24 protein-coding genes are annotated in these 24815 nt (G+C 65.9%); 17 read left to right on the plus strand and 7 right to left on the minus strand.

Annotation, left to right across the window (positions count from 1 at the left end; all coding sequences use genetic code 11):
• Positions 1-109: 109 nt before the first annotated feature.
• From ytfQ to ACXAJT_RS19160, 5 genes are all read left to right on the plus strand, one after another.
• Positions 110-1063: a galactofuranose ABC transporter, galactofuranose-binding protein YtfQ gene (gene ytfQ, locus ACXAJT_RS19140; protein ID WP_475237646.1), complete on the plus strand. Its 954-nt coding sequence runs from the start codon at positions 110-112 to the stop codon at positions 1061-1063.
• A gap of 91 nt (positions 1064-1154) precedes the next feature.
• Positions 1155-2657, plus strand: coding sequence for a sugar ABC transporter ATP-binding protein (locus tag ACXAJT_RS19145; RefSeq protein ID WP_475237647.1), 1503 nt, complete (start codon positions 1155-1157; stop codon positions 2655-2657).
• Positions 2654-3700 (plus strand): ABC transporter permease, encoded by a 1047-nt coding sequence (locus tag ACXAJT_RS19150; protein ID WP_475237648.1) that lies wholly within the window; start codon positions 2654-2656, stop codon positions 3698-3700. Before ACXAJT_RS19145 ends, ACXAJT_RS19150 begins: the two co-directional genes overlap by 4 nt.
• Positions 3697-4689, plus strand: a complete 993-nt coding sequence (gene yjfF, locus ACXAJT_RS19155; protein WP_475237649.1) for a galactofuranose ABC transporter, permease protein YjfF — start codon at positions 3697-3699, stop codon at positions 4687-4689. Before ACXAJT_RS19150 ends, yjfF begins: the two co-directional genes overlap by 4 nt.
• A complete protein-coding gene (locus tag ACXAJT_RS19160; RefSeq protein WP_475237650.1) occupies positions 4686-5414 on the plus strand; it encodes a FadR/GntR family transcriptional regulator in 729 nt (242 codons plus the stop codon). The genes yjfF and ACXAJT_RS19160 overlap by 4 nt, the downstream gene beginning before the upstream one ends.
• 6 nt (positions 5415-5420) lie before the next feature.
• On the opposite strand, the gene ACXAJT_RS19165 is transcribed toward ACXAJT_RS19160, so the two are convergent.
• Entirely contained in the window at positions 5421-6350 is a 930-nt protein-coding gene (locus ACXAJT_RS19165) for a LysR family transcriptional regulator (protein WP_475237651.1), read from the minus strand.
• A gap of 153 nt (positions 6351-6503) precedes the next feature.
• Here ACXAJT_RS19165 and chvE point away from each other — a divergent pair, with 153 nt between their 5' ends.
• From chvE to ACXAJT_RS19220, 11 genes are all read left to right on the plus strand, one after another.
• Positions 6504-7568 (plus strand): multiple monosaccharide ABC transporter substrate-binding protein, encoded by a 1065-nt coding sequence (gene chvE / locus ACXAJT_RS19170; protein ID WP_475237652.1) that lies wholly within the window; start codon positions 6504-6506, stop codon positions 7566-7568.
• 99 nt (positions 7569-7667) lie between these two features.
• Positions 7668-9185 (plus strand): multiple monosaccharide ABC transporter ATP-binding protein, encoded by a 1518-nt coding sequence (mmsA, locus tag ACXAJT_RS19175; RefSeq protein ID WP_475237653.1) that lies wholly within the window; start codon positions 7668-7670, stop codon positions 9183-9185.
• Positions 9186-9197: 12 nt separating this feature from the next.
• A complete protein-coding gene (mmsB, locus tag ACXAJT_RS19180; RefSeq protein ID WP_475237654.1) occupies positions 9198-10436 on the plus strand; it encodes a multiple monosaccharide ABC transporter permease in 1239 nt (412 codons plus the stop codon).
• Positions 10437-10478: 42 nt separating this feature from the next.
• Positions 10479-12230, plus strand: coding sequence for an L-arabinonate dehydratase (araD, locus tag ACXAJT_RS19185; protein ID WP_475237655.1), 1752 nt, complete (start codon positions 10479-10481; stop codon positions 12228-12230).
• The gene (locus ACXAJT_RS19190) at positions 12230-13105 is read left to right on the plus strand and encodes an SMP-30/gluconolactonase/LRE family protein (protein WP_475237656.1); all 876 of its coding nucleotides are present in this window, start codon (positions 12230-12232) and stop codon (positions 13103-13105) included. The genes araD and ACXAJT_RS19190 overlap by 1 nt, the downstream gene beginning before the upstream one ends.
• A complete protein-coding gene (locus ACXAJT_RS19195; protein WP_475237657.1) occupies positions 13105-14040 on the plus strand; it encodes a Gfo/Idh/MocA family protein in 936 nt (311 codons plus the stop codon). The genes ACXAJT_RS19190 and ACXAJT_RS19195 overlap by 1 nt, the downstream gene beginning before the upstream one ends.
• A complete protein-coding gene (locus ACXAJT_RS19200; protein WP_475237658.1) occupies positions 14027-15076 on the plus strand; it encodes an aldose epimerase family protein in 1050 nt (349 codons plus the stop codon). The genes ACXAJT_RS19195 and ACXAJT_RS19200 overlap by 14 nt, the downstream gene beginning before the upstream one ends.
• 87 nt (positions 15077-15163) lie before the next feature.
• The gene (locus ACXAJT_RS19205; protein ID WP_475237659.1) at positions 15164-16120 is read left to right on the plus strand and encodes a TAXI family TRAP transporter solute-binding subunit; all 957 of its coding nucleotides are present in this window, start codon (positions 15164-15166) and stop codon (positions 16118-16120) included.
• 73 nt (positions 16121-16193) lie between these two features.
• On the plus strand, positions 16194-17999 hold the full coding sequence (locus tag ACXAJT_RS19210; RefSeq protein ID WP_475237660.1) for a TRAP transporter permease: 1806 nt from the start codon (positions 16194-16196) through the stop codon (positions 17997-17999).
• Positions 18000-18083: 84 nt separating this feature from the next.
• The gene (locus tag ACXAJT_RS19215; RefSeq protein WP_475237661.1) at positions 18084-18830 is read left to right on the plus strand and encodes a helix-turn-helix transcriptional regulator; all 747 of its coding nucleotides are present in this window, start codon (positions 18084-18086) and stop codon (positions 18828-18830) included.
• Positions 18831-18976: 146 nt separating this feature from the next.
• Positions 18977-19729, plus strand: coding sequence for a helix-turn-helix transcriptional regulator (locus tag ACXAJT_RS19220; protein ID WP_475237662.1), 753 nt, complete (start codon positions 18977-18979; stop codon positions 19727-19729).
• A 24-nt stretch (positions 19730-19753) separates the two neighbouring features.
• Here ACXAJT_RS19220 and ACXAJT_RS19225 read toward each other — a convergent pair whose 3' ends face one another.
• Genes ACXAJT_RS19225 through ACXAJT_RS19245 form a run of 5 tightly spaced genes read right to left on the minus strand, consistent with a single transcriptional unit; the run spans position 19754 to position 22694 of the window.
• Entirely contained in the window at positions 19754-20848 is a 1095-nt protein-coding gene (locus tag ACXAJT_RS19225) for an energy transducer TonB family protein (protein ID WP_475237663.1), read from the minus strand.
• The gene (locus ACXAJT_RS19230) at positions 20845-21231 is read right to left on the minus strand and encodes an ExbD/TolR family protein (RefSeq protein WP_475237664.1); all 387 of its coding nucleotides are present in this window, start codon (positions 21229-21231) and stop codon (positions 20845-20847) included. Before ACXAJT_RS19230 ends, ACXAJT_RS19225 begins: the two co-directional genes overlap by 4 nt.
• Positions 21231-21623: a biopolymer transporter ExbD gene (locus tag ACXAJT_RS19235; RefSeq protein ID WP_475237665.1), complete on the minus strand. Its 393-nt coding sequence runs from the start codon at positions 21621-21623 to the stop codon at positions 21231-21233. Before ACXAJT_RS19235 ends, ACXAJT_RS19230 begins: the two co-directional genes overlap by 1 nt.
• Positions 21616-22269: a MotA/TolQ/ExbB proton channel family protein gene (locus tag ACXAJT_RS19240; protein ID WP_475237666.1), complete on the minus strand. Its 654-nt coding sequence runs from the start codon at positions 22267-22269 to the stop codon at positions 21616-21618. Before ACXAJT_RS19240 ends, ACXAJT_RS19235 begins: the two co-directional genes overlap by 8 nt.
• Positions 22266-22694, minus strand: a complete 429-nt coding sequence (locus tag ACXAJT_RS19245; protein WP_475237667.1) for a hypothetical protein — start codon at positions 22692-22694, stop codon at positions 22266-22268. Before ACXAJT_RS19245 ends, ACXAJT_RS19240 begins: the two co-directional genes overlap by 4 nt.
• A gap of 606 nt (positions 22695-23300) precedes the next feature.
• Here ACXAJT_RS19245 and ACXAJT_RS19250 point away from each other — a divergent pair.
• Positions 23301-23768: a GNAT family N-acetyltransferase gene (locus ACXAJT_RS19250; protein WP_475237668.1), complete on the plus strand. Its 468-nt coding sequence runs from the start codon at positions 23301-23303 to the stop codon at positions 23766-23768.
• Positions 23769-23884: 116 nt separating this feature from the next.
• On the opposite strand, the gene ACXAJT_RS19255 is transcribed toward ACXAJT_RS19250, so the two are convergent.
• A complete protein-coding gene (locus ACXAJT_RS19255) occupies positions 23885-24631 on the minus strand; it encodes a dienelactone hydrolase family protein (protein WP_475237669.1) in 747 nt (248 codons plus the stop codon).
• Positions 24632-24815: the final 184 nt, after the last annotated feature.

Below are 24815 nucleotides of genomic sequence, written 5' to 3' on the forward strand. Positions count from 1 at the left end.
TGCGGCGCGGTCTCTGTGCCGGGCGAGACAACCACAGAACGCTTTACAATAGTAATAAAGTAATACTTAATGTCCGAAGGACCAGAGGAGAGGTCCGAGGGAGGAAATCATGAATATATTGAAAAGCTTGCTCGCAAGCGCCGCTATCCTTGTGCCTGCCGCCGCGCTGGCCGAGGGAGAGACTGTCGGCTTCAGCCAGATCGGGTCCGAGTCCGGCTGGCGCGCTGCCGAGACGACGGTGACCAAGCAACAGGCCGAAGAGCGCGGAATCAACCTCAAGTTTGCCGATGCCCAGCAGAAGCAGGAGAACCAGATCAAAGCGCTCCGCAGCTTCGTCGCGCAGGGAGTCGACGCGATCCTGCTCGCGCCCGTGGTGGCCACCGGTTGGGAAGAAGTGCTGGAAGAGGCCAAGGACGCCGAGATCCCGGTGATCCTGCTCGACCGCAATATCGACGCGCCGGAAGACCTCTATATGACCGCTGTCACCTCCGATCAGGTGCATGAGGGCATGGTGGCCGGCAATTGGCTGGTCGAGGCCGTGGGCAACGCAGAATGCCCGGTGGTCGAGCTTCAGGGCACCACCGGCTCGTCACCGGCGATCTCGCGCAAGCAGGGCTTTGAGGAGGCGATTGCCGCTGCGGACAACATCTCGATCACCCGCAGCCAGACCGGCGATTTCACCCGCGCGCAGGGCAAGGTGGTGATGGAGAGCTTCCTGAAGTCCGAGGGCGGTGAGAACATCTGTGCGCTCTATGCGCATAACGATGATATGGCCGTCGGCGCGATTCAGGCGATCAAGGAAGCGGGTCTGAAGCCGGGCGAAGACATCAAGATCGTGTCGATCGACTCTGTGCCCGACATTCACCTCGCGATGCAGGCGGGCGAGGCCAATGCCACGGTGGAACTGACACCGAACATGGCGGGCCCGGCGTTTGACGTGCTGGAGGCCTATTGGGCCGATGGCACCCTGCCGCCGAAGTGGATCCAGACCGAGTCCAAGCTCTACACGGCAGAGGACGACAACGCGGCCATTTACGAGAGCAAGAAAGATCTCGGATACTGACGCTGCGCGGCGGGGGCAGGGCCCCTGCCACACGCGCCTTCCGGTGGGGGCCGGGAGGCGCACAAGCCTGTTTCAGGGGAGGGAACTCGGGATGGCCATGCCGGAACCGGTGCTGCACGCGCGCGGCATCAGCAAATTTTTTCCGGGCGCGATCGCGCTCGATGACGTCGAGCTGGCGCTCTATCCCGGCGAGGTGCACGCGCTGTTGGGCGAGAACGGCGCGGGGAAATCGACGCTGATCAAATGTCTGACGGGCGCCTATAGCCGCGATGGCGGCAGTGTCACGCTTTCGGGCGCCGAGATCGACCCGCGCGATCCGCTCGACAGTCAGGCGCTTGGCATCGGCACGGTCTATCAAGAGGTGAACCTTCTGGAGAACCTGACGGTGGCCGAGAACCTCTTTCTTGGGCGCCAGCCGACGCGCTGGGGCATGGTCGATCATCGGCGGATGAAACGCGAAACGGCGGAGCTGCTGCGCGACTACGGGCTCGACATCGATCCGGGGCGGCTGCTGAGCAGCTATTCCATCGCCATCCAGCAGATCGTCGCTATCGCTCGCGCCGTGGAGCTTTCGGGCAAGGTGCTGATCCTCGACGAGCCCACCGCCAGTCTCGACCACGACGAGGTACAGCTGCTGTTCTCGGTGATCGAACGGCTGAAGGGCAGGGGGCTGGCCATCGTCTTCATCACCCATTTTCTCGATCAGGTCTTCGCCATCTCTGACCGCGCGACGATCCTGCGAAACGGCCGCGTCGTGGGCACCCGGCGGCTCGCCGACGTGAGCCAGACCGAGATCGTCACTCTGATGCTCGGCCGCCAGCTTGAGGCGGCGACGCACCATCGCGCCCATTCCGAGCCCGGCGAATTGCTGCTGTCGCTCAAAGGTTTCGGCAAGCGCGGCAGCATCGAGCCGTTTGACATGGACATCCGCGAGGGCGAGGTGGTCGGCCTTGCCGGGCTGCTTGGCTCGGGCCGCAGCGAGACCGCCAATGTGGTCTTCGGCGTGGTCGCGGCGGATCAGGGCACGGCGGAATTGCGGGGCAGGGGGCTGCGCATCAGCAACCCGCGCGAGGCGATCCGCAACCGTTTTGCGCTTTGCCCCGAAGACCGCAAAACCGACGGTATCGTCGGCGATCTGTCGGTGCGTGAGAACATCATCCTGTCGCTGCAGGCGCGGCAGGGCTGGCACCGGCCCATTCCGCGCGCCAAGGCCGAAGAGATCGCCCAGCACTACGTCAAGGCGCTGGATATCCGGCTTGCCTCGCTCGACATGCCGATCCGGCTGCTCTCGGGCGGCAACCAGCAGAAGGCGCTGCTGGCGCGCTGGCTGGCCACCGAGCCCGAGCTGCTGATCCTCGACGAGCCGACCCGCGGCATCGACGTCGGCGCGCACGCCGAGATCATCGCGCTTATCGAGGACCTGCGCGAAAAGGGTATGGCGCTGATCGTCGCCTCTTCGGAAATGGAGGAGCTGGTCGCCTACTCGTCGCGCATCGTCGTTCTGCGGGATCGGCGGCAGGTGGGCGAGTTGAGCGGGGCAGAGATTTCCACCAAGGCCATCGTCGAGGCCATCGCGGCGGAGGATGCGGCATGATTAAATCCACCCTCAGACGGGTGATGCCGCAGATCATCATCCTTGTGCTGGTGCTGGCGGCCAACTTTCTGGTCTTCCCCGGCTTTTTCAACATCGAGTTTCAGCACGGCCGGCTTTTCGGAAACCTGATCGACGTGCTCAACCGCGGGGCGCCGACAGCGCTGCTGGCCACCGGTATGACGCTGGTGATCGCCACGCGGGGCATCGACCTGTCGGTCGGGGCCGTGATGGCCATCGCGGGGGCTGTCGCCGCCTCGGCGGTGGTGGGCGGCGCGCATTGGACGCTGGCGGTACTGCTGGCGCTGGCGGCGGGCGCGGCTTGCGGGCTGTGGAACGGCGTGCTGGTGGCGATCTTCCGCATCCAGCCCATCGTTGCCACTCTGGTGCTGATGGTCGCCGGGCGGGGCATCGGGCAGTTGCTGACCGAGGGCGCCATCCTGACCTTCAACGATCCGGGGCTGATCCGGCTGGGCGCGGGCACCATCGCCGCCGTGCCGACGCCGATCTGGATCTGGATCGTGGTTGCCTGCGCCGTGGGCCTCGTCATCCGCCGCAGCGCACTCGGCCTGCTGATCGAGGCAGTGGGGATCAACCAGACCTCCTCGCGCCTTGCCGGGATCAACGCCCGGGTGCTGCTGATCGCGGTCTATCTGGTCTCGGGGCTTTGCGCCGCGCTCGCGGGCGTCATCGTCGCCGCCGACATCAAGGGCGCGGATGCCAACAACGCCGGGCTGTGGATGGAGCTCGACGCCATCCTCGCCGTGGTCATCGGGGGCAATTCTTTGCTCGGCGGGCGCTTCTCGATCACCGCGTCGCTGCTGGGGGCGCTGATCATTCAGGGGGTCAACTCGCTGATCCTGCTCTCAGGCATGCCGGTGGAGTTCAACCTCGTCATCAAGGCGCTGATCATCATCGCCATCCTCGTCATCCAGAGCCCGCGCGTGCGCCACAGCCTCTACCTGCTGCGCGCCTCGACCGGGCCGGTGCTGCGGGAGCGGCCAAAGCCAGCCCGGCGCACCCCGCAAGAGGAGGGCCAGTCATGAGCCAGTCCACCAAGCTTCCGCTCTACATCACGCTGGCGACCTTCGTGCTGGCCTTCGTGCTCTGCGCCGCGCAGTACCCCGCGATGGCCTCGACGCGGGTGGTCGCCAACCTGCTGACCGACAACGCCTTTCTTGGCATCACCGCGGTTGGCATGACCTTCGTGATCCTGTCTGGCGGGATCGATCTGTCGGTCGGGTCGGTGATCGCCTTCACCGGGGTTTTTCTGGCGGTGATCCTGCGCGACACGGCGCTTCATCCGCTGGTGGCCTTCGCGCTGGTGCTGGTGATCACCACAGGCTTCGGGGCCGCCATGGGGGGGATCATCCACTATCTCGAGATGCCGCCCTTCATCGTGACGCTGGCGGGCATGTTCCTGATGCGCGGGCTGGCCTATGTTCTGTCGACCGAGTCCGTGCCGATCACCCATGAGTTCTACGACTGGCTGCAGTCGCTCTACTGGAAGGCGCCCGGCGGCGGGCGGTTCCGGCTGACCGGGGCGCTGATGCTGCTGACCTATGTGGCGGCGATGATCGTGCTGCACCGCACGCGGTTTGGCCAGAACGTCTATGCCATCGGCGGCTCGGCGCAGACAGCGCAGTTGATGGGGGTGCCGCGGGCGCGGACGACCATCGGCATCTACGCGGTGTCCGGCGGCCTCGCCGGTCTCGCGGGGATCGTCTACACGCTCTATACCTCGGCGGGCTACTCGCTGGCGACGGTGGGGGTGGAGCTTGACGCCATCGCCGCCGTGGTCATCGGCGGCACGCTCCTGACCGGGGGCAGCGGATTTGTCGCTGGCACTTTCTTTGGCATTCTGATCATGGGGCTGATACAGACGTATATCGTCTTTGACGGCACGCTTTCGAGCTGGTGGACGAAGATCGTGATCGGAGGCCTGCTGTTCGCCTTCATCATGCTGCAGAAGGGTTTGGGTTGGGCAACGACGGCGCGCATAAGGCATCTGACCGCATCAGACGCGCGATCATGACTTTGACGGCGGGCGGCGGGTTTTCGGACCGCGCCCAGAGCCACACGACGCAGGTGGTCGATCAACTGGGGCTGGCCATCGTCGCTGGGGAATACCCCGAACGCGCGATGATCCCGCTCGATCCCGACCTCGAAGAGATGTTCGGCGTCTCACGCACGGTGATCCGCGAAGCCAAGAAGACGCTGATCGCCAAGGGCATGTTGGCCTCGAAGGCGAAGGTCGGCACGCGGGTGCAGCCCTCGTCCGAGTGGAACATGTTCGACCCCGACGTGCTGCGCTGGCATTCCGAGCAGAAGACGCCCGGGCGCTTTGTCGACGACCTCAGCGAGATCCGCCTGATTATCGAGCCCGCGGCGGCTGCGCTGGTGGCAGAGCGCGCGGGCCCGGACGAGCATGCCCGGCTTGCCGCCAGTTGCGAGGCGCTGGCGCAGGCGGAAAGCCGCAGCGGATTTGCCATGGCCGATCTGGAGTTTCACAAGCTGATCCTGCAGCTGTCGGGCAATCGTTTTCTGCAGTCGCTGGGGGATCTTGTGCAGGCGGCGCTGTATGCGCAGCTGATCGCCGAGGCCGAGGAGGCGCGCGATCCGGGAGATCTGGCGCGCAGCGTCGAAAAGCACCGCGCCATCGTCGACGCGATCCGCGCTGGGGCGCCTGATGCGGCGCGGCGCGCGATGGAAAAAGTGGTGACCGATGCCCCTTCGGGCGGGGTGAAGCGCGCCGGCTAGCGCCGTTCAGAACGCCCGGATGCTCTCCTGCACCATGCTTAGCAGCCGTTCTGCGGCGGTCGACAGGTGGCGGCCACGCGCCTGAATGATGAGATAAGGCTCGACGGTGATCAGCCGGTTCAGCCGCAGCCGCCGCAGGTCAGCCGAGACCGGCGGCTCCAGCATCAGATCGATCACTTCTTGCGACATCGGCGCGACGGCGTCTGAATCCTTCAGCAGCGCGATGATCGCCAGAAGCGAGGAGGTGGTGATCACATCGGGCGGGGCGGTCAGCCCCTCGTCGTGAAAGGCCGTCTCGATGGCGGCGCGGATCGGTGCGCCGCGCTGCTGCAGGATCCAGCGCGTGGCGTGCAGATCGGCGATCGCCACTGGGCCCTGCGCCAGCATCGGGTGCCCTTCGCGCACCAGCAACTGCACGATCTCGTCGCGGGCCGGTTCGATCAGGAACTCGCGTTCGTTCACCTGCGGTGGCAGGCGGGCGAGGGCGAAATCCAGTTCGCCGCGCTCCAGCGCCTGCACCAGCGCGACCGAGGGCGCGACCTCGATCGAGATATCCACCGAACGCGACTCGGCCTTCAGCCGCTGCACCTGCGGCACCAACTGGCCAAGCGCCGGGCCGGTGACGGCACCAACCCGCACCGTGCCGCCAAGGCCCGAATGCAGATCGGCGAAATCCTCGGCCATGCGGCGCAAGTCATGCTCGATGCGCCGCGCGTGGCGTGCCAGAAGCGCGCCGGTGGGCGTGGGTTCCATCCCCTTCGGCGTGCGGCTGAACAGCTGCGCGCCCACCGCCTTCTCCAGATCGGCGAGCATCCGTGACGCACCGGGTTGGGTCATCCGGCACACGGTCGCGGCGACCTGCAACTGCCCGTGTTCGGCAATCGCGGCGATCAGACGGATTTGCGCAGGGCGCAGGTTCTTCAGAAGCTCGGACATGCAGCATACCTACAATGATATGCAGATTACCGATAATGGTATTTGTTCGGTATATCACCATTAAGTAGGACTTTTGGCGTCGCCTAGCGAGTCCATGAGGAGTCCGGGAGACAAGTGGGGTGCGGGAGACGCCCCCTTAACGGGAGGATACCAATGCAATTCAAGAAACTCGCGGGTGCGCTCGCGGTAAGCCTTGTTGCGCTTTCTAGCGCGGCTTTCGCCCAAGACAAGGGCACCGTTGGCATCGCAATGCCGACGAAAAGCTCGGCGCGCTGGATCGACGACGGCAACAACATGGTCAAGCAGTTGGAAGAAGCCGGCTACGAGACCGATCTGCAATACGCAGAGGATGACATCCCCAACCAGCTCGCGCAGATCGAGAACATGGTGACCAAGGGTGTCGACGTGCTGGTGATCGCCGCCATCGACGGCACCACCCTGTCGAACGCGCTGGCCAATGCCGCCGCCTCGGGCGTCAGCATCGTCGCCTATGACCGTCTGATCCGCGACAGCGGCGACGTCGACTATTACGCGACTTTCGACAACTTCAAGGTCGGCGTGCAGCAGGCGACCTCGCTGGTCGAGGGCCTCGAAGAGCGTTTCCCCGACAGCAAACCGTGGAACGTGGAGCTGTTCGGCGGCTCGCCGGACGACAACAACGCCTACTTCTTCTACAACGGCGCCATGTCGGTGCTGCAGCCGCTGATCGACAGCGGCGACATCGTCATCCAGTCCGGCCAGATGGGTATGGACAAGGTTGGCACGCTGCGCTGGGACGGCGCGGTGGCGCAGGCGCGCATGGATAACATCCTGTCGGCCAACTACACCGACAAGGACGTTCACGGCGTGCTCGCGCCCTACGACGGTCTGTCCATCGGCATCCTGTCGTCGCTGAAGGGTGTCGGTTATGGCTCGGGCGATCTGGAGATGCCGATCGTCACCGGTCAGGACGCCGAGGTGCAGTCGGTGAAGTCGATCCTCGCTGGCGAGCAGTACTCGACCATCTTCAAGGACACCCGTGAACTGGCCCGCGTCACCGTCGGCATGGTCAACGCGCTGATGGAAGGCTCCGAGCCCGAGATCAACGACACCGAGACCTACGACAACGGCGTGAAAGTCGTGCCGTCCTACCTGCTCGAGCCCGTCCCGGTGGACGCCTCGAACTGGGAAGAGGTTCTGATCGGCTCGGGCTACTACACCGAAGACGAGATCAAGTGATCCTCCCGCCATGCCCCTTCTTGTTTCCGGGGGCGTGACAGCAAGGGGGAGGCCGCAGGGCCTCCCCCGACCAAACCTCTGACAAGACAGGCACGGGTCATGACTCATCTTCTGGAGATGCGTGACATCACCAAGGAATTTCCTGGGGTGAAGGCGCTCGACCGGGTGAACCTTCAGGTGCGCGAGGGCGAGATCCACGCCATCTGCGGCGAGAACGGCGCTGGTAAATCCACCCTGATGAAAGTGCTCTCTGGCGTCTACCCGGCGGGCAGCTACGACGGCGAAATCCACTATGCTGGTGGCCTTGCCGAGTTCAAGACGCTGCGCGACAGCGAGGACAAGGGCATCGTCATCATCCATCAGGAACTGGCGCTGGTGCCGCAGCTGTCGATTGCCGAGAACATCTTCCTCGGCAACGAGCGACAGAAAGGCGGCGTGATCCAGTGGCAGGAGACCTTCCGCCGCACCGAGGAACTTCTGGCCAAGGTGGGCCTGCGCGATGCGCCGGGCACGCTGGTCGACAGCATCGGCGTCGGCAAGCAGCAGTTGGTGGAGATCGCCAAGGCGCTGTCCAAGGATGTGAAGCTGCTGATCCTCGACGAGCCGACGGCGGCGCTGCAGGAGAACGACAGCCGCAAGCTGCTCGATCTGATGCTTGAACTGAAGGCGCAGGGCGTGACCTGCATCATCATCTCGCACAAGCTCAACGAGGTGCGCTACGTCGCCGACACGGTCACCGTGATCCGCGACGGCATGGCGGTCTCGGAACTTGACGCCTCGCAGGGGCTGTCGGAGGACCGCATCGTGCGCGACATGGTGGGCCGTGACATGTCGCAGCGCTACCCCGACCGCACCCGCCGCGCCGGCGAGGTGGTGATGGCGGTGAAGGACTGGAACGTCTGGCACCCCGAGCACGCCGAGCGGCAGGTCATCAAAAACATCAATTTCAATGTCCGCGCGGGCGAGGTCGTCGGGATCGCCGGCGTCATGGGGTCAGGCCGCACCGAACTGGCGATGTCGATCTTCGGCCAGAGTTGGGGGCGGAACATCACGGGCGAGGTGTCGCTGCATGGCAAGCCGATCGACGTGTCGAAGGTGGACCGCGCTATCGGCAATGGCCTCGCCTACGTCACCGAGGACCGCAAGTCGCTGGGGCTGATCCTCGACGAGAGCATCCGCTTCAACACCACGCTGTCGAACCTTGGCGGCGTGTCCGAGAAAGGCGTGCTGAACGAGGCCGAGGAGACCGAGGTCGCCGAGCGCTATCGCAAGGCGCTGGCCACGCGCACACCCACGGTGATGCAGCAGGTCGGCAACCTCTCGGGCGGCAACCAGCAGAAGGTGGTGTTGGCCAAGTGGCTGTTCACCGAGCCCGAGGTGCTGATCCTCGACGAGCCCACGCGCGGCATCGACGTCGGCGCGAAATACGAAATCTATTCGATCATCAACGAGCTTTCCGCCGAAGGCAAAGCCGTGGTGATGATCTCGTCGGAGATGCCCGAACTGCTGGGCATGTGCGACCGCATCTATGTCATGAACGAAGGCGCTTTCGTCGGGGAACTCTCTGCCGAGGAAGCCAGCCAAGAGCGCATCATGTCGCTCATCGTCAGCGAGTGAGGGGGAGGGGACATGTCCACTCAAACGGCAGAAACCGCAGGGCAGCCCGATAGCCAGGGCCTGAAGCACTACCTGCGCAACCACATGCGCGAATACGGGCTGCTGTTCGCGCTGATCGCCATCATGGTGTTCTTTCAGGCGGTGACCGGCGGCACGCTGATGCGCCCGGTGAACATCACAAACCTGTTCCTGCAGAACAGCTATATCATCATTATGGCGCTGGGGATGCTCATCGTCATCGTCTCGGGCAACATCGACCTTTCGGTCGGCTCGGTGCTGGGCTTTATCGGCGCGCTGGCGGCGGTGATGATCGTGCAATGGGACTGGCCGGTGCCGCTGACCATACTCGCCTGTTTGATCGTCGGCGGCTTCATCGGCGCGGCGCAGGGCTATTGGGTCGCCTATTGGTCGATCCCGTCCTTTATCGTGACGCTGGCGGGGATGCTGGTGTTCCGCGGCGCCTCGCTGTGGCTGCTGCAGGGGCAGTCGGTGGGGCCGTTCCCGCCGGGCTTCCAGATGCTGTCGACCGGCTTCGTGCCCGATCTCTTCCCGGCTTCGATGACCGCCGGGCTGGCCGAGATCGCCGGGTCGCGCAACTTCAACCTGCTGGCCATGGGCGTCGGCATCATCGCCGCCGTCGCCATCGTCTGGCTGGGCCTGCGCGAGCGTGCCCGTGACAAGGCCTATGGCATCGAGGGCGAGCCTGCCAACTTCTTCTGGATCCGCAATGCCATCGTCTGCGGCGCGCTGCTGTTCCTGACCTACAAGATCGCCACCTTCCGCGGCATGCCCAACGTGCTGGTCACCATGGGTGTGCTGATCATCATCTACGCCTTCATCACCCAGAAGACGGTGATCGGCCGCCGCATCTACGCGCTCGGCGGCAACCGCAAGGCGGCCAAGCTCTCGGGCATCAAGACCGAGCGTCTGACCTTCCTCGCCTTCGTCAACATGGGCGTTCTGGCGGCACTCGCGGGGCTGGTCTTCGCCGCGCGCCTCAACACCGCGACGCCCAAGGCCGGCTTCGGCATGGAGCTTGACGTGATCGCGGCGGTGTTCATCGGCGGCGCGTCGATGGCCGGCGGCTCTGGCAAGATCGTCGGGGCGGTGGTCGGCGCCTTCATCATGGGCGTGATGAACAACGGCATGTCGATCATGGGCATCGGCATCGACTACCAGCAGATGATCAAGGGGCTGGTGCTGCTCGCCGCCGTGATCTTCGACGTCTACAACAAATCCAAACAGGGCTGAGCCGCGCGCTCAGCCCCCAACGAAGCCGCACCGGAGGCACCCATGTCCGTCAAGGATTTCACTCCCGCCCCCTGGCCGCGCAAGCTGCGCTCGACCCATTGGTACTCGGGCAACTCGCGCGACACGATCTACCACCGCGGCTGGCTGAAGAACCAAGGCTACCCGCACGACCTGTTCGACGGGCGCCCGATCATCGGCATCCTCAACACCTGGTCCGACCTCACCCCATGCAACGGCCACCTGCGGGAACTGTCGGAAAAGGTGAAGGCGGGCATCTGGGAGGCTGGCGGCTTCCCTGTCGAGGTGCCGGTGTTCTCGGCCTCGGAAAACACCTTCCGCCCCACGGCGATGATGTTCCGCAACCTCGCGGCGCTGGCCATCGAGGAGACCCTGCGCGGCCAGCCGATCGACGGCGCGGTGCTGATGGTTGGCTGCGACAAGACCACGCCCTCGCTGATGATGGCCGCCGCCTCCTGTGACGTGCCGTCGATCGTGGTGACTGGCGGGCCGATGTTGAACGGCTATTTCCAAGGCGAGCGCGTGGGCAGCGGCACGCACCTGTGGAAATTCTCCGAGATGGTGAAGGCCGGCGAGATGACGCAGGAGGAGTTCCTCGAGGCGGAGCAATCGATGTCGCGCTCGTCGGGCACCTGCAACACGATGGGCACGGCGTCGTCGATGGCGTCCATGGCCGAGGCGCTTGGCATGGCGCTTTCCGGCAATGCGGCAATCCCGGCGGTCGACAGCCGCCGCCGCGTGATGGCGCAGCTCTCGGGCCGGCGCATCGTGCAGATGGTGAAGGACGATCTGAAGCCGTCGGACATCCTGACCAAAGAGGCCTTCGAGAACGCCATCCGCACCAATGGCGCCATCGGCGGCTCGACCAATGCCGTGATCCACATGCTGGCGCTGGCGGGCCGCGTGGGCATCGACCTGACGCTGGACGACTGGGACCGCTGCGGGCGCGACGTGGCGACCATCGTCAACCTCATGCCCTCGGGCAAATACCTGATGGAAGAGTTCTTCTATGCCGGTGGCCTGCCGGTGGTGCTCAAGCGCCTCGGCGAGAGCGGCCAGTTGCACAAGGACGCGCTGACGGTCTCGGGCCAAAGCATCTGGGACGAGGTCAAAGACGTGGTGAACCACAACGAGGACGTCATCCTGCCGCTTGAAAAGGCGCTGACCCAGCAGGGCGGCATCGCAGTGCTGCGCGGCAACCTCGCGCCCAAGGGCGCGGTGCTCAAGCCCTCGGCGGCCTCGGAGCATCTGCTGAAGCACAAGGGCCGTGCCGTGGTCTTCGAGGACATCGACGACTACAAGGCAAAGATCAACGACGAGGCGCTCGACATCGACGAGACCTGCATCATGGTGCTGAAGAACTGCGGGCCCAAGGGCTATCCTGGCATGGCCGAGGTCGGCAACATGGGCCTGCCGCCGAAGGTTCTGAAGAAGGGCATTACCGACATGATCCGCATCTCTGACGCGCGCATGTCGGGCACCGCCTATGGCACGGTGATCCTGCACACCTCGCCCGAGGCGGCGGCGGGCGGGCCGCTGGCGGTGGTCAGGAACGGCGACATGATCGAGCTTGACGTGGAAAGCCGTCTGCTGCGCCTCGACATTCCCGACGAGGAACTGGCCGCGCGTCTTGCCGCGTGGGCACCGACGCATGATCTGCCCGGCAGCGGCTATGCGTGGCTGCACCAGAGCCACGTCGAAGGGGCCGACACCGGCGCCGACCTCGATTTCCTCAAGGGCTGCCGCGGCAACGACGTGGGCAAGGACAGCCACTGATGGATGTGTTCGACCAGCGGATCTGCGAGCTTGGCGAGGGGGCGCTCTGGCATCCTCTCCGGGCCGAGCTGTTCTGGTTCGACATCACCGGCAAGCGCCTGTTGTCGCACCATCCCGCCTCGGGCCACACCCGGGACGTTCCGCTGACCGAGATGTGCTCTGCGGCGGCATGGATCGACAGGGACCGCATGCTCATCGCCTCGGAGACGGGGCTTTGGGAGTATGACGTGACCACCGGCGTCTTCGGGCCCCTCGCGGACCTCGAGAAAGACAACCTGGCCACCCGCTCGAACGACGGGCGGGCGGACCCTTGGGGCGGGTTCTGGATCGGTACGATGGGCAAGCAGGCCGCGCCGCACGCAGGGGCGATTTATCGCCTCTACGGTGGCGAACTGCGCACCGTCGCGGACCGTATCACCATCCCCAACGCCATTTGCTTCGACCGGGATCGCGGCTGCGGCTACTTCGCCGACACCGATGCGGGGCTGCTGTTCCGCGTGCCGCTGGACGCGGCCGGATGGGCCGCCGCCGCCCCCGAGGTCTTTGTCGATTTCGCGGCGCAGGGGCTGAACCCCGATGGCGCGGTGACCGATGCGGCGGGCACACTGTGGGTGGCGCTTTGGGGGGAGGGGGCCGTGATCGAAGTGTCGCCCGATGGCCAATTGGGCAGCCGGCACGCGTTGCCAGCGCCACACGCGACCTGCCCGGCGTTCGGCGGTCCTGATTTCACAACGCTTTACTGCACCACGGCGACCGAAGGGCTGGACGCGGCGGCGCTGGCCGAAGCGCCACTGTCCGGCGCGCTCTTCGCCAAGCTGGGTGCCGGGCAGGGCAAGGCAGAGCCTGCCTTCATACCAGACAGGGGAGACGCATGATGAGCGACCCGATCCAGCTTGGCCTCGTCGGCCTTGGCACCATTGCGCGCAACCAGCATCTGCCCTCGCTCGAGGATGTGCCTGCGCTGCACCTGGCGGCCATCGCCAGCCGTCACGCCGGGCATGACACGCTGCCGTCCTACCACGACATTGACGAGATGCTCGCCAAGGCCCCCGGCCTGCAAGCGATCTCGCTTTGCACGCCGCCGCAGGGGCGGTTCGAGCAGGCGGTCGCGGCGATCAGCGCGGGCAAGCACGTGATGCTGGAGAAGCCGCCCGGCGCGAGCGTGTCCGAGGTCGAGGCGCTGAGGCGGCTGGCGCGCGACAAGGGCGTGACGCTGTTTGCCACGTGGCACTCGCGCGAGGCGGCGGCGGTCGAGGACGCGCGCGCGCTGCTCGCGGGGGCCAAGATCAAGCGGGCCGAGATCATCTGGAAGGAAGACGTGCGCCACTGGCATCCGGGTCAGGAATGGATCTGGCAGCCGGGCGGGCTTGGCGTCTTCGATCCGGGGATCAACGCGTTGTCGATCCTCACCCGCATCCTGCCTGAACCGGTGCACCCGGTGTCCGCACGTCTTGAGGTGCCGCAGAACAAGCAGGCACCGATCGCCGCCACGATGGAGATGCTGACGGCCTCGGGCGCGCAAGTAGCGGCCGAGTTCGACTGGCGACAGACCGGCCCACAGACTTGGGACATCCGGGTGGAAACCGATGGTCCCGAGGTGCTGCTGCGCGAGGGCGGGGCGAAGCTGTTTGTCGGAGGCGAGGAGCGCATCGCCGCCGAGGACCGCGAGTACCGCCGTCTCTACGCCCGGTTTGCCGAACTGATCGCGGCGGGCGAGTCCGATGTGGATCTGGCACCGCTGCAACTGGTGGCGGACGCCTTCCTGCTGGGCGCGCAGAGCCGTGTCGAGGCGTTCCATGATGATCCCTGAGCGGCATGTCTTCGGCGCCATGCCGGGGGGCGCCCCGGTCGAGCGTATCACCCTGCGCGCCGGGGACGTACGGGCCGAGGTGATCACCTATGGCGCGGCGCTGCAGGCGCTGCATGTGCCTGACCGCGACGGGAAGCTGGACGACATCGTGCTCGGCTTCGATGATCTGGCGGGCTACGTCGAGCATCGCAGCTTTTTCGGGGCCAGCGTGGGACGCGTGGCCAACCGCATCGCCGGGGGCCGGTTCGAGCTTGACGGCATGACCTATCAGCTGGCGCAGAACGAGGGCGCCACCACGTTGCACGGCGGCCCCGACGGGTTCGACCGGCGCAATTGGCAGGTGGCCGAGCTGAGCGATGGCGCGGTCACGCTGGAACTGCTCAGCCCCGCCGGCGATCAGGGGTTTCCCGGCAGGCTCTTGGCGCGCGCCTGCTACGCGCTGCGCGAGAACGACGGCGGCCAGCCCTGCCTTACGATCACCTATGAGGCCGAAACCAACGCACCGACGCTGGTGTCGATGACCAACCACAGTTTCTTTGCGCTGGCGGGGCTTTCGGCGCTGCCGGAGCGTCCCAACTCCGCCCTCGAGTATCGGCTGAAAGTGCCGGCGGCGCGCTATCTCACCGTTGACGAGGCGCTGATCCCCACCGGCGTTGTTCCGGTCGGCGCGAGCCCGTTCGATTTCCGCGAGGGCCGGCAGCCGCTGACTGCGGTGCGGTCGGGGGCTCTGGATGGCTATGACCATTGCCTGTGCCTCGACACGGGCGAGGTGGAGCTTGCCGACGCGCAAAGCGGCCGTGTCATGTGGATGAGCACCAATCTGCCCGGACTACAGGTTTACACCGGAAACTTCCTAGATGGCACGGTGCCAGGCAAGGGCGGCTATGCCGCGCGCAAGCATGACGCCATCTGCCTCGAGCCGCAGATCTGGCCAGACGCGATCAACATGCCGCAAAGCTGGGGGGCGCAAAGCCCTGTGCTGCGGCCCGGAGACCTGCGCCGCGCCGAGATGAGTTTCGCCTTCGGCACCCGCTGAGGCGCAGGCCTCTTTGGCGGCTCTTGCTTGACCCCGCGTGATCGCAGGTGTTTAGGTCGCGCGCGAAATTCCAGGAGGAGCCTCACGATGAAATTTCTCGCAAAAGCCGCGCTTGCGGCCAGCCTCGCGGCGCTGGCAGCCCTGCCCGTGCAGGCCGAAACCCGGGTGACGCTGAAGGCGGCCAAGACGGGCTCGTCCTACTACCAGATGGCGGTGCAGATCGCCGAGGCGATGAAGGCCGGCACCGACGGCGCGGTGAATGTGACCGTCGAGGAAAGCCAAGGCAGCACGCAGAACGTGATGGAAGTGCGGGCCCGCGGCGCTGACTACGTGTTCACTTCGCCGCCCGCGCTGGTCAGCGGCGCGCGCAACGGCACCGGTGCGTTCGAGGGCAAGGGCAGCCCTGCCTTCGGCGAGATCCGCGCGCTGTTCCCGCTGCCCTCGCTGACCATGCATTTCGTCATGTCGAAAGACAGCGGCGTCAGCGACTTCGCTTCGATGGAGGGCAAGACCCTGCTGCTCGGCAAGGGCAGCTTCGGTGCGCGTGAGGGCGAGAAATACCTCGGCCTCTTCGGCCTCGACGGCAAGGTCGAGATCGCCGACGTGGAACTGTCGAACGCCGTGCCTGCGCTGAAGAACGGCCAGATCGACGGTTTTGTCACCGCGGGCAGCTTCCCGGCGCCGAACGTCGTCGAGGCGGCGGCCTCGACCGATTTGACCGTGCTGTCGCTGAGCGACTCGCAGGTGGAAGAGACCGGCCGCGCCAAGCTGGTGATCCCCGCCGGCACCTACGCTGGGCAGGACAGCGATATCACCACCACCTCGCTGCCGGTGATCGCCTACACCACCACCAAGATGGATGACGAGACGGCCTACCAGCTGACCAAGACCTTCTGGGAAGAAAAGGCGCGCATGGGCGAAGAATCCGCGTGGTGGACCGGCGTCGATCCGCACCTGCTGCAGAACGTCGAAGGCGCGCTGCACCCGGGCGCGGTGCGCTACTATGAAGAAGCGGGCATTGCGCTGCCGGACGTGCAGCAGTAACTCCGCGTAAAACCAGTTCAGGCGGGCCGGGCATCACTGTCCGGCCCGACCTCATTTGACAAAGAGGCAGAAGATGGGGCTTGAGACGCAGATGCCGCAGGCGGCATGGAAGCGGGCGGTGTGGATCGGGCTGGCGGCGCTGGTCGTGGTCTATCACCTCGGTCTCATCTTCTCGGGCCTCGTGCCCAACCTCGTGAGCCGCCCGCTGCATCTGGCGGTTATCCTGCCTTGGGTCTTCATCTTTGGCGCCTCCGGACGCTGGCAACTGATCTCGGGTGCGGTGCTGACCGTGCTGGGGGTCGGCGCGGCTGGCTGGATCGCGCTGAACCATGAGATGCTGGGCGATCAATACGGGTTTCTGGAGAGCGATTTTCAGATCGGCGTCGCGGCGGTGCTTCTGCTCTGCGTGATCGAGGCGGCGCGCCGCGCCATCGGCTGGCCGCTGCCGCTGGTGGCGATGCTGGCGCTGGCCTACGCGCTCTTCGGTCAGCACATCCCCGGCGAATTCGGTCATGCCGGAACGCCGATCCAGAGCTTTCTCGGCACGATGACCATCGCCGAGGGCGGGCTTTGGGGGTCGCTGACCGCGGTGTCGGTGGGCGTGGTGTCGATCTTCGTGATTTTCGGCGCGGTGCTGAACGCAGGCGAGGCGGGGCAGGGCTTCATGAATGTCGCCGCCGCCGCTGCCGGGCGGCTGAAAGGCGGCGCGGCGAAGGTCTCGGTGCTGTCGTCGGCGCTCTTCGGGTCGATCTCGGGGTCGGCCAGCGCCAACGTCGCCTCCACCGGCGCGATCACCCTGCCGGCGATGACCAAACTGGGTTATCCCAAGAAGCTGGCCGCCGGGGTCGAGGCCGTGGCCTCCTCTGGCGGGCAGATCATGCCGCCGCTGATGGGGGCGGGCGCCTTCGTCATGGTCGAGCTGACCGGCACGCCCTACACGCAGATCATGGCCGCGGCGATCCTGCCCGCGATCCTTTATTTCTGGGCGGTCTGGGTGGGCATCAACGCCTATGCCACGCGCTACGAACTGAGGGGGATCGCCGCCGAGGACCGTCCGGCGCGGCGCGATGTGGCGATCACCTCGGCCTTCTTCCTTGTGCCCTTCACCGTGCTGATGATCGGCATGTTCGGGCTCGGCTACACGCCGCAATACGCCGCCTGCCTCGCGATCCTCGCCGGCGCGCTTTTGCTGCTGACCAACGGCAAGCTGACCTTCGACGCGCGCCAGACCGCAGAGAGGGTGACGGCGGCGCTGGTCAACTCGGCCAAGCAGGTGGCGATGATCGCCGCGATCATCCTGTGTGCCTCGATCGTCATCGGGGTGCTGGGGGTGACGGGGCTCGGGGTTAAGATCACCTCGCTGATCCTTTCGGGTTCGGGTGGCATGCTGTGGCCGTCGCTGCTTCTCACGGCGCTTGCCTGTCTCGTGCTGGGCATGGAGGTGCCGACCACCGCAGCCTACGTCATCTGCGTTTCGGTCGCTGGTCCGGCGCTGACACAGCTGGGACTGGCGCCGCTGCAGGCGCATCTCTTCGTCTTCTGGTTCGCGCTGCTTTCGACGATCACGCCCCCCGTTTGCGGCGCGGTGTTCATCGCGGCAGGCATGATCGGCGAGAACTGGATCAAGGTTGCCAGCAGCGCCATGGCGCTGGGGGTGGGGCTCTACATCATTCCGCTCGGCATGGTGGCGAACCCCGGCCTGCTGGAGCTTGCGGAGTCGCCGGGCACGGCGCTTTTCGCCTTTGTCCGCGTCGGGCTTGGGCTGGCGCTGGTGTCCTACGGGCTGATCGGGCGGGCGGCGCTGCCGCTGCGGCTGGCGGCGATTATCGGCGGGCTTATCGTGGTCTTCGCCGGGGTGGTGTTTTCTTCCGCCGGTTGAGAACGCTCGAACCGTTACCTGCTGGTGTTTTAAGAGACTCCATGCACTCATGTTCGCCGGGCTTGCCGAACGTATGAGGGGATGGTGACCACACGCTACGCCGACCTTTTGATGGAAACCGCCACGCGCCTCGCCGAGGCCGGTACCCCGCGCGAGACATGGGATGCCGCCGTTGCGATCGGCGACAAGATCGGGGCACGGGCGATGACCTGCGGTGCGGTCATGCGCGACAGCCGCGGGGTGGCGTGGGTGCGCACCTCGATGGAGCAGGGGTTTCTCGAGCAATTCGCGGCGGCGCGGCTCTACGAGGTCGATCCGATCCAGCAGGCCGCCATTGCCGGCAATGTGCCGGGGTACATGGATATCGCGGCGCGGCTGCCCCTGCAAAGCGGTCCGCGGGCGCGCGATCTGCACGAACTTCTTCTGGCGCATGGCTACCGTCACTACGTCAATCACACATGGGTCGAGGGCGCGGCCGAGCAGACCTTCGCGCTGGCCTGCGAGAGCCATCCCTCCGAGTTGTTTGGTCGCGGCACCGCTCAGGCGTTCCGGGCGGTGTCGGCGATGTTGTCGACGGCGATGCGGGCACCGGGTCTGAGCGATCTTGAGGACCGCGCCTTCGGCGCCCCCTGGGCGCGCCTCAGCAGCGCCGAGCGCGATGTGCTAAGCTATCTGGGGCAGGGCCTTCACCCCGAGCAGATCGCCGACCACCTCGCGCGGCCGCTGTCACAGGTGCAGCGTTTGCTCGAGCGCGCGTGCCGCAGGCTGGGCACACCGCGTCCGGAGCAGGCGATGTCGCTGATGCTCGTGCGCGGTGGACTCGTGCTCTAAGTCGCGAATTTGACAAAACTTTGCCGAAGCTTTGGGCGAACCGTGCAATGCAACTCAAGCGTTAACGATATCTAAAAATTTCGTGTTTGCCTTAGGTCACCTGTCATGCTTCGTCAGTAGGCGGAAGACGCAAGGAATGCATCGTCGTGATTGGAAACAGCCGGTATGCCAGACTCCTCATCGACACCGCCGACACGTTGGCTTCGGCCGGTTCCGATCAGCAGCTTTGGGAAGCTGTCGTTGGCATTGCGCAGCGTATCGGCGCCAATGCGGTCAACGCCGGAGCGCTGATGAAGGACAGCCGCAACCTCGTTTGGATGCGCAGTTCCGCCTCTGCCGCGTGGGTCGCGGAATACCGCGATCACGAACTCTGGCGGGTCGACCCTTTGCGACGCGGCGCGATCGCAGGAAGAATGCCGCAGTTTCTGGATGCGGCGACCGCCTGCCCGACGCGGGAAGAACCCCTGCGGCGTCATTTGCAGGCTGCGGCGCTGCTCCAAGGGTATCGGTATTTCGTGGCGCGCATGATGCCTCTCGGTGCGACCGATCAGGCGGTGGTCCTGTCTTGTGAGAAAGACCCGATGGGCCTGTTTGGACCGGGGACAGGGCGGGCCTTCACGGCGATCTCGACGATGCTGTCGTTGGCGTTGCAACCGCCGGGCCGTGCCGATGTTGAGGATCTTGCCTTCGGGTCCGGCTGGCCGCTGCTGACCTCCGAGGAGCGCGATATGCTGTGCTATTCCGGCGTCGGGCTGGCACCGGAGCAGGTTGCGGAGCGGCTGCAGATCACCCAAGACACCGCGGCCCGGCTGATCCGCAACACCTGTCTGAAACTGGGCACCGCGACGGTGGAGCAGGCCGCTGCGATGGCGATGGCCCGCGGCGCGGTCGACCTCTGAGCCGGGTCCGCGCCGCAGTCCCCGTCAGCGGCCCTTGATCTGCACGGTAAAGCTGGTCTGTGCGCCCGCCGGAGGGGCGGGGAAGGGCGCGGCGCTGCGGACCACGCGCAGCGCGGCCTGATCGAGCGCCGAGGACCCGGAACTGCGCGCCACCGACAGACCGGCCAGACCGCCCCGCCCCGAGACCCGGAACGCCACGACAGCCGAGCCACGCGCATTGATCCGCGGACGCGGTACGCGCGAGAGCTTGCGCATAACTTGGCCGGGGTAGTTGCTGGCGGCGGCATTGCCCGCCTCACGCGATTGCCCGCCGCTTCCAGCCGTCGCGGAACTGCCGCCCGCCCGGCCCGTGGCCGCGCCCGCCGTGGCGTTGCGTTCGGCGTTGCCCTGCGGCTGCTGCGCCTGACGGCGCGGTTCGGGATCGGGCTCCGGCTCGCGTTGGCGCTGCGGCTGCGGTGCGGGCTCTTGCTGGCGCTCGGCAAGGTCGGGGCTGCGCGGCTGCGGGCGCATCGAGCTTTGCGGAGCGGTCTCGGTCACCTCGACCTCGGGTTCCGGCTCGGTCGCCTCTACGGTTTCTTCGGGCTGCGGGTCCGGCTCCAGCGTTTCCGGCTCGGTCGGGGCCGTCTCTGTCACCTCCGGCTCGGCGGGGGTGACCGTCTCGGGCGGCAGCGCCTCGAGCGCCTCGAGCGTGTCGGGCATCTCTTCGGGCTCGGCCTCTTCCGTCGGCGCCACCGGAACGACCGGCTCTGCCTCAAGCGGCGGAATTACCGGCAACGCCGCGGTCATCTCGTCGACGGGCTCTGCCTCCACGGTCTCGGCCACCTCGGCGGGTGGATCTGCCGTCACCGTCTCGGGGGTTTCCTGTGGAGTCGGCTCGACCTGCTCGGGCGTCACCTCTTCGGGGGTGAGGGGCTCTGCGGTCTCTTCGGTCGGCTGCGTGCTGAGCGTGCCCACGGCCATATCCGCGAAATCAGTGCCGAGGGCGAGGTCGGTGCCGCCCGACATGCCTTCCATTTCGGCGCTTTCATTGGGCGGCATCACCGCAAGAACCGCGGCACCATGGGCCGACAGCGCGAGCACCGCCGCCGCGATTTTCACCTTGCGCGAGGATGCGATCATTCCAGCCCCCTTTCGGTGACGACCACCACCTTCTCGGCGCCGGCGGCGCGCAGTTCGCGCCCGATCCGGATCAGGTCGGCGGCGGGCGCGTCGCGGTCGGGCACGATCCGGGCGAGCGTGAGTGCCTCATCGCCAAGCATCTCCAGCGCAGCGGCGCTGTCTTCGACCGGTGTGCCCTGCACGCTCATCGTGCCATCGGCGTTCAGCACCAGAGCGTCGGCGGGCGCGGTGCCCTGCAACTCGGCGGTGCGCACCAGCCTCAGATCGGGATCGAGGGGCCGTGCGACGGTCCCGGCGACGAGGAAGAAGACCAGCATCAGAAAGACGATGTTGATCAGCGCGATCGTCGGCTCGCGTTCGGTTTTCTGCTTCTTGCGGCGCATTACGACGCTCCGAGAACCATGGCGCGGTATCCGCTGACGCCGCGCAGGACGACCAGCAGATCCGTCAGCCGTTGCGAATTGACCTCGCCGCGCAGCGCCACGATCAGCGGCTGCGCTTCGGCATCCTCGGCGTCATTGCGGCTCTCTTCGAGTTCCGCGGGCAACTCATCGAGGGTCAGCACGGTGCCGTTGAGGCGGATGTCTTCAGCGCCAAGCTGCAGGAACATCGGGCGGGTGTCGCCGGAGACCGCAGCGCCGGACCCGGCCGCCGCCAGTTCCACCTCTGCAAAGCGCGTGAAGGTCGAGGTCAGCATGAAGAAGAGCAGCAGCAGGAAGATCACGTCGATGAGCGAGGTCATCGACAGCTTCCGCCGCCGGCGCATCTTACGCATGGCGGGCCGCCCCTTGCGCCTGCGCCTGCATCTCGCCGGTGCCGGTGGGCGACAGGATGGTGTGCACCGCGCGTTCGGCCAGAACCCGCTCGGATTCCATCCGGGCCTCGAACCAGCTCAGCACCACAGAGGTCGGCATGGCGACGACAAGACCGACGGCGGTGGTCATCAGGGCCACCCAGATGCCGCCCGCAAGGATCGACGGGTCCACTTGGCTGCCCGCGTCCTGCAGCGCCTGAAACGCCGAGATCATCCCCAGCACCGTGCCGAAAAGGCCAAGCAGCGGCGCAAGCTGCGCCACCGAGTCGAGCAGGCGAAAGCCCTTTTCCAGCCGCGCGAACCGGGTTTCGGCCTCGGCCTCGAGCCGGGCGGCGTCGGTCTGGCCCGACATCGCCATGTCGATCACCGGACGCAGGTACGACCGCGAACGGTTCAGCGCCTCACGGGCTCCGGCGCGGTCGCCGCGATCCCAGGCGCGCACCGCCTCGCGCAGCGCAGCGTGGCGCCCGACGCCCGAGGCGGCGAATTGCCAGAGCTTGTAGATCACCACCGCGAGCGTCAGCAGCGAGACAGCGACCAGCAGCAGCACCACGGGGCCGCCAAGTTCAGCGATACGGCGTATGCCGTCGATCACCATGTCGATCATCCGATCACCTCCACGTCGCTACGCGATTTCAGATCCAGCCCCTCGGTGCAGAGGGCCGATTCACCGCCGCCCGCTTCGCAGCGGCTGGCGCCATTGATGAGGATCTGGCCAAGCCCGTCGCAGCCCGTGCCGGGCACGACGAACTGCCGCACCCGGGGCCGGCCCGCGGGCAGTTCCCCGAAGTCGAAGAGCGTCAGGCGATCGACCTGACCATTGGTGTCGAGCAGAACCGTCTCGTAGACCGCGCTGTCGATGTCGGTGTCATGGCCGTTGCGGATCAGAAAGCTCAGCTGGCAGCCTTGCTCGACGCTCTTGGTGGCGTTCAGTTCAAGCGAGAGCGCACCGGCAGGATCGCTGTCCTGAGCGGCAAGGGGCAGGGGCAGCAGCGCGAGAAGCGGCAGGCTCATGCGGAGAGTACGCAACACTGGGGTCTCCTGACTTTTCTTTGGATGGCTGGCCCGGCAAACCGTGTCCGAGGCTGGCAATACGGGGAGTTTAACTCCGAATTTGCCTCTGTGTGTCACGATCCTGAGGAATGCTCAATACCTGACTAAAACAATACGAAATCTGCATGTCTTTGCTTGTCGATCCCAGAGTGCGCGCGGGCTGGCAGCTTTTTCGCCTGCCGCCGGTCTTGGCCACACTTGGCGGTGTGTGTTCCTTTCACATTAGGGAAAGGGTGGTCCAAAGCGCAAATCGCGCGAAGCCGATGGTCATGGCGATAAGCCGGTGATGGCCCACCCACTGGCCCCGAGGAGTTTCGCCGCATGATCCCCGGAGACATGAATGGCTATTGGGGCGGCTATTGGTCGAACGGGACTGCGATCTCCTGTGCCTCGGGCTTTCCAGTTGGCGAGCGTGCGGCAGAGCGCGCCCGCGCTTTTCCTCGGAAAATGGCCCGGGGATCGGAGGGAGGCCAGAGTCGCGCGGGAATTTTACAAAGGTTGACCCGGGCGGGGTGACTATGTCAGGCGCGCGGCTTTCATCTTGACCCCGACGCGCATGCGTCGGCCCGGCCGAAGGAAGGATCCATGGCTCTTACCCTGCGTCGCAACCGCGATTGCGATCTCGCCCCGTTGGCAGCAATGCTGCCGGAATCGGAGCTACCGCTGCTCAACCCCAACGCCAAAGTGCCCTTTGACGAGATGGAATGGCACCGTAAGTGGCTTGGAGAGCGGGAGGACGTCTCCTTCTACCTTCAGGATGCTGCGGGGCGCGATGTGGGGTTTTTCGCCCTGCGGGAAGGAGTCGGCCCGGAAGTGCGGCATCTGACTTACGCCTATGTTGCCCAAGAGGCGCGCGGCGGGGCCGGTGCAGAGCTTACCGAACTCGTCGAGCAGGCGGCGCGGGAACTGGGGGCGCTGACCCTCACCCTGAAGGTCGAGGTCGACAATGAACCAGCGCACAACGCCTACCTCTCTGCCGGCTACGAGGAACTCTCGCGGCGGCAGGGCATGGCGACCATGTTGCTGGATCTGGACGCGCGTCGGGCGGCTTAATAGCAGCCGGCTTATGGCCGATCCTGATTGCGATCACCATTGCCGCCGCTGTGCGGCGCAGTTACCCCGAGCCTGCCGAACTAGGAAGGTTCGGGGCGCCATGCGTGAGGTCAGGGTCAGCCGGGCAGTTGTGCTGACAGAAAGCGGCTGAACGCCTCCCAGCTGGCGACGTCGGCACGCTCTTGGTAGCTGTCGGAGCCGAAGACGGTGAAGGCATGCGGCGCGCCGGAGAACACCCCGATGCTATAGGTGGTGCCTGCCTCTTCGAGTTCGTTGGCAAGGGTGGCCACATCCTCCATCTTGATGGAGGTGTCCGCGCCGCCGTGCATCACCAAGACCGGCGGTTCGTCTCCGCCCCAGGATTGGCCTTCGGGTGTCGTCAGACCGCCGTGGAACGTGGCATATCCGCTGGCCGTGTCGGCCATATCGCTGCGTGCCATTTCAAGCGCCACCGCGCCGCCAAAGCAGTAGCCCGCGACCACCAGTTCCTCGACACTCGAGCGCGACAAGGCCTCATCGACGCCCGCCTGTATTAGCGCGCGCATCCGCTCCCGGTCTTCATAGAGCGCCCCGGTCGCCGCGCGGCGATGGTCCATCGTTTCGGTGGGCGTGGAGTCACCGAACATGTCCAGAGCGAAGGCATTGTAGCCCATATCGGCCAGCATTTTGGCACGTTCGCGCTCGTAGTCGGTCATGCCGTCCCAATCGTGCATGATCAGGACAAGCCCTTTGGGAGAGTCTGCTTCTGCCCAGTATCCTGTGAAGTTCTCACCATCAACGGTGTAGGATACGTCTTCGGCAAGGGCCGGTGTGCTGGCCACGGCGGCGGCCGCGATAATCGTCGAAGTGATGACAGTACGCATGAGGACTTCCCTTATCTGGCGAGCCCCTTTTTCAAGGGCATTGCGAATAACGACTAGGGGTGAGGTAGAGCCGCGAGACGCCGCGGCAACGCGCCGCCGGGCCGATGCGGCTTGGCGATGGGGCTGCGTTGTCGCGCCAAGCTTTTGCTCTGCGATGCTGTCAAAGGCCCGGCAGGTGCCAGCC

It is taken from the genome of Salipiger sp. ABF4_146 (assembly GCF_056161345.1).

Coding starts and splice junctions, on each gene's coding strand:
- ytfQ (WP_475237646.1), top strand. CDS start 110: ATGAATATATTGAAAAGCTTGCTCGCAAGCGCCGCTATCCTTGTGCCT.
- ACXAJT_RS19145 (WP_475237647.1), top strand. CDS start 1,155: ATGGCCATGCCGGAACCGGTGCTGCACGCGCGCGGCATCAGCAAATTT.
- ACXAJT_RS19150 (WP_475237648.1), top strand. CDS start 2,654: ATGATTAAATCCACCCTCAGACGGGTGATGCCGCAGATCATCATCCTT.
- yjfF (WP_475237649.1), top strand. CDS start 3,697: ATGAGCCAGTCCACCAAGCTTCCGCTCTACATCACGCTGGCGACCTTC.
- ACXAJT_RS19160 (WP_475237650.1), top strand. CDS start 4,686: ATGACTTTGACGGCGGGCGGCGGGTTTTCGGACCGCGCCCAGAGCCAC.
- ACXAJT_RS19165 (WP_475237651.1), bottom strand. CDS start 6,350: ATGTCCGAGCTTCTGAAGAACCTGCGCCCTGCGCAAATCCGTCTGATC.
- chvE (WP_475237652.1), top strand. CDS start 6,504: ATGCAATTCAAGAAACTCGCGGGTGCGCTCGCGGTAAGCCTTGTTGCG.
- mmsA (WP_475237653.1), top strand. CDS start 7,668: ATGACTCATCTTCTGGAGATGCGTGACATCACCAAGGAATTTCCTGGG.
- mmsB (WP_475237654.1), top strand. CDS start 9,198: ATGTCCACTCAAACGGCAGAAACCGCAGGGCAGCCCGATAGCCAGGGC.
- araD (WP_475237655.1), top strand. CDS start 10,479: ATGTCCGTCAAGGATTTCACTCCCGCCCCCTGGCCGCGCAAGCTGCGC.
- ACXAJT_RS19190 (WP_475237656.1), top strand. CDS start 12,230: ATGGATGTGTTCGACCAGCGGATCTGCGAGCTTGGCGAGGGGGCGCTC.
- ACXAJT_RS19195 (WP_475237657.1), top strand. CDS start 13,105: ATGAGCGACCCGATCCAGCTTGGCCTCGTCGGCCTTGGCACCATTGCG.
- ACXAJT_RS19200 (WP_475237658.1), top strand. CDS start 14,027: ATGATGATCCCTGAGCGGCATGTCTTCGGCGCCATGCCGGGGGGCGCC.
- ACXAJT_RS19205 (WP_475237659.1), top strand. CDS start 15,164: ATGAAATTTCTCGCAAAAGCCGCGCTTGCGGCCAGCCTCGCGGCGCTG.
- ACXAJT_RS19210 (WP_475237660.1), top strand. CDS start 16,194: ATGGGGCTTGAGACGCAGATGCCGCAGGCGGCATGGAAGCGGGCGGTG.
- ACXAJT_RS19225 (WP_475237663.1), bottom strand. CDS start 20,848: ATGATCGCATCCTCGCGCAAGGTGAAAATCGCGGCGGCGGTGCTCGCG.
- ACXAJT_RS19230 (WP_475237664.1), bottom strand. CDS start 21,231: ATGCGCCGCAAGAAGCAGAAAACCGAACGCGAGCCGACGATCGCGCTG.
- ACXAJT_RS19235 (WP_475237665.1), bottom strand. CDS start 21,623: ATGCGTAAGATGCGCCGGCGGCGGAAGCTGTCGATGACCTCGCTCATC.
- ACXAJT_RS19240 (WP_475237666.1), bottom strand. CDS start 22,269: ATGATCGACATGGTGATCGACGGCATACGCCGTATCGCTGAACTTGGC.
- ACXAJT_RS19250 (WP_475237668.1), top strand. CDS start 23,301: ATGGCTCTTACCCTGCGTCGCAACCGCGATTGCGATCTCGCCCCGTTG.
- ACXAJT_RS19255 (WP_475237669.1), bottom strand. CDS start 24,631: ATGCGTACTGTCATCACTTCGACGATTATCGCGGCCGCCGCCGTGGCC.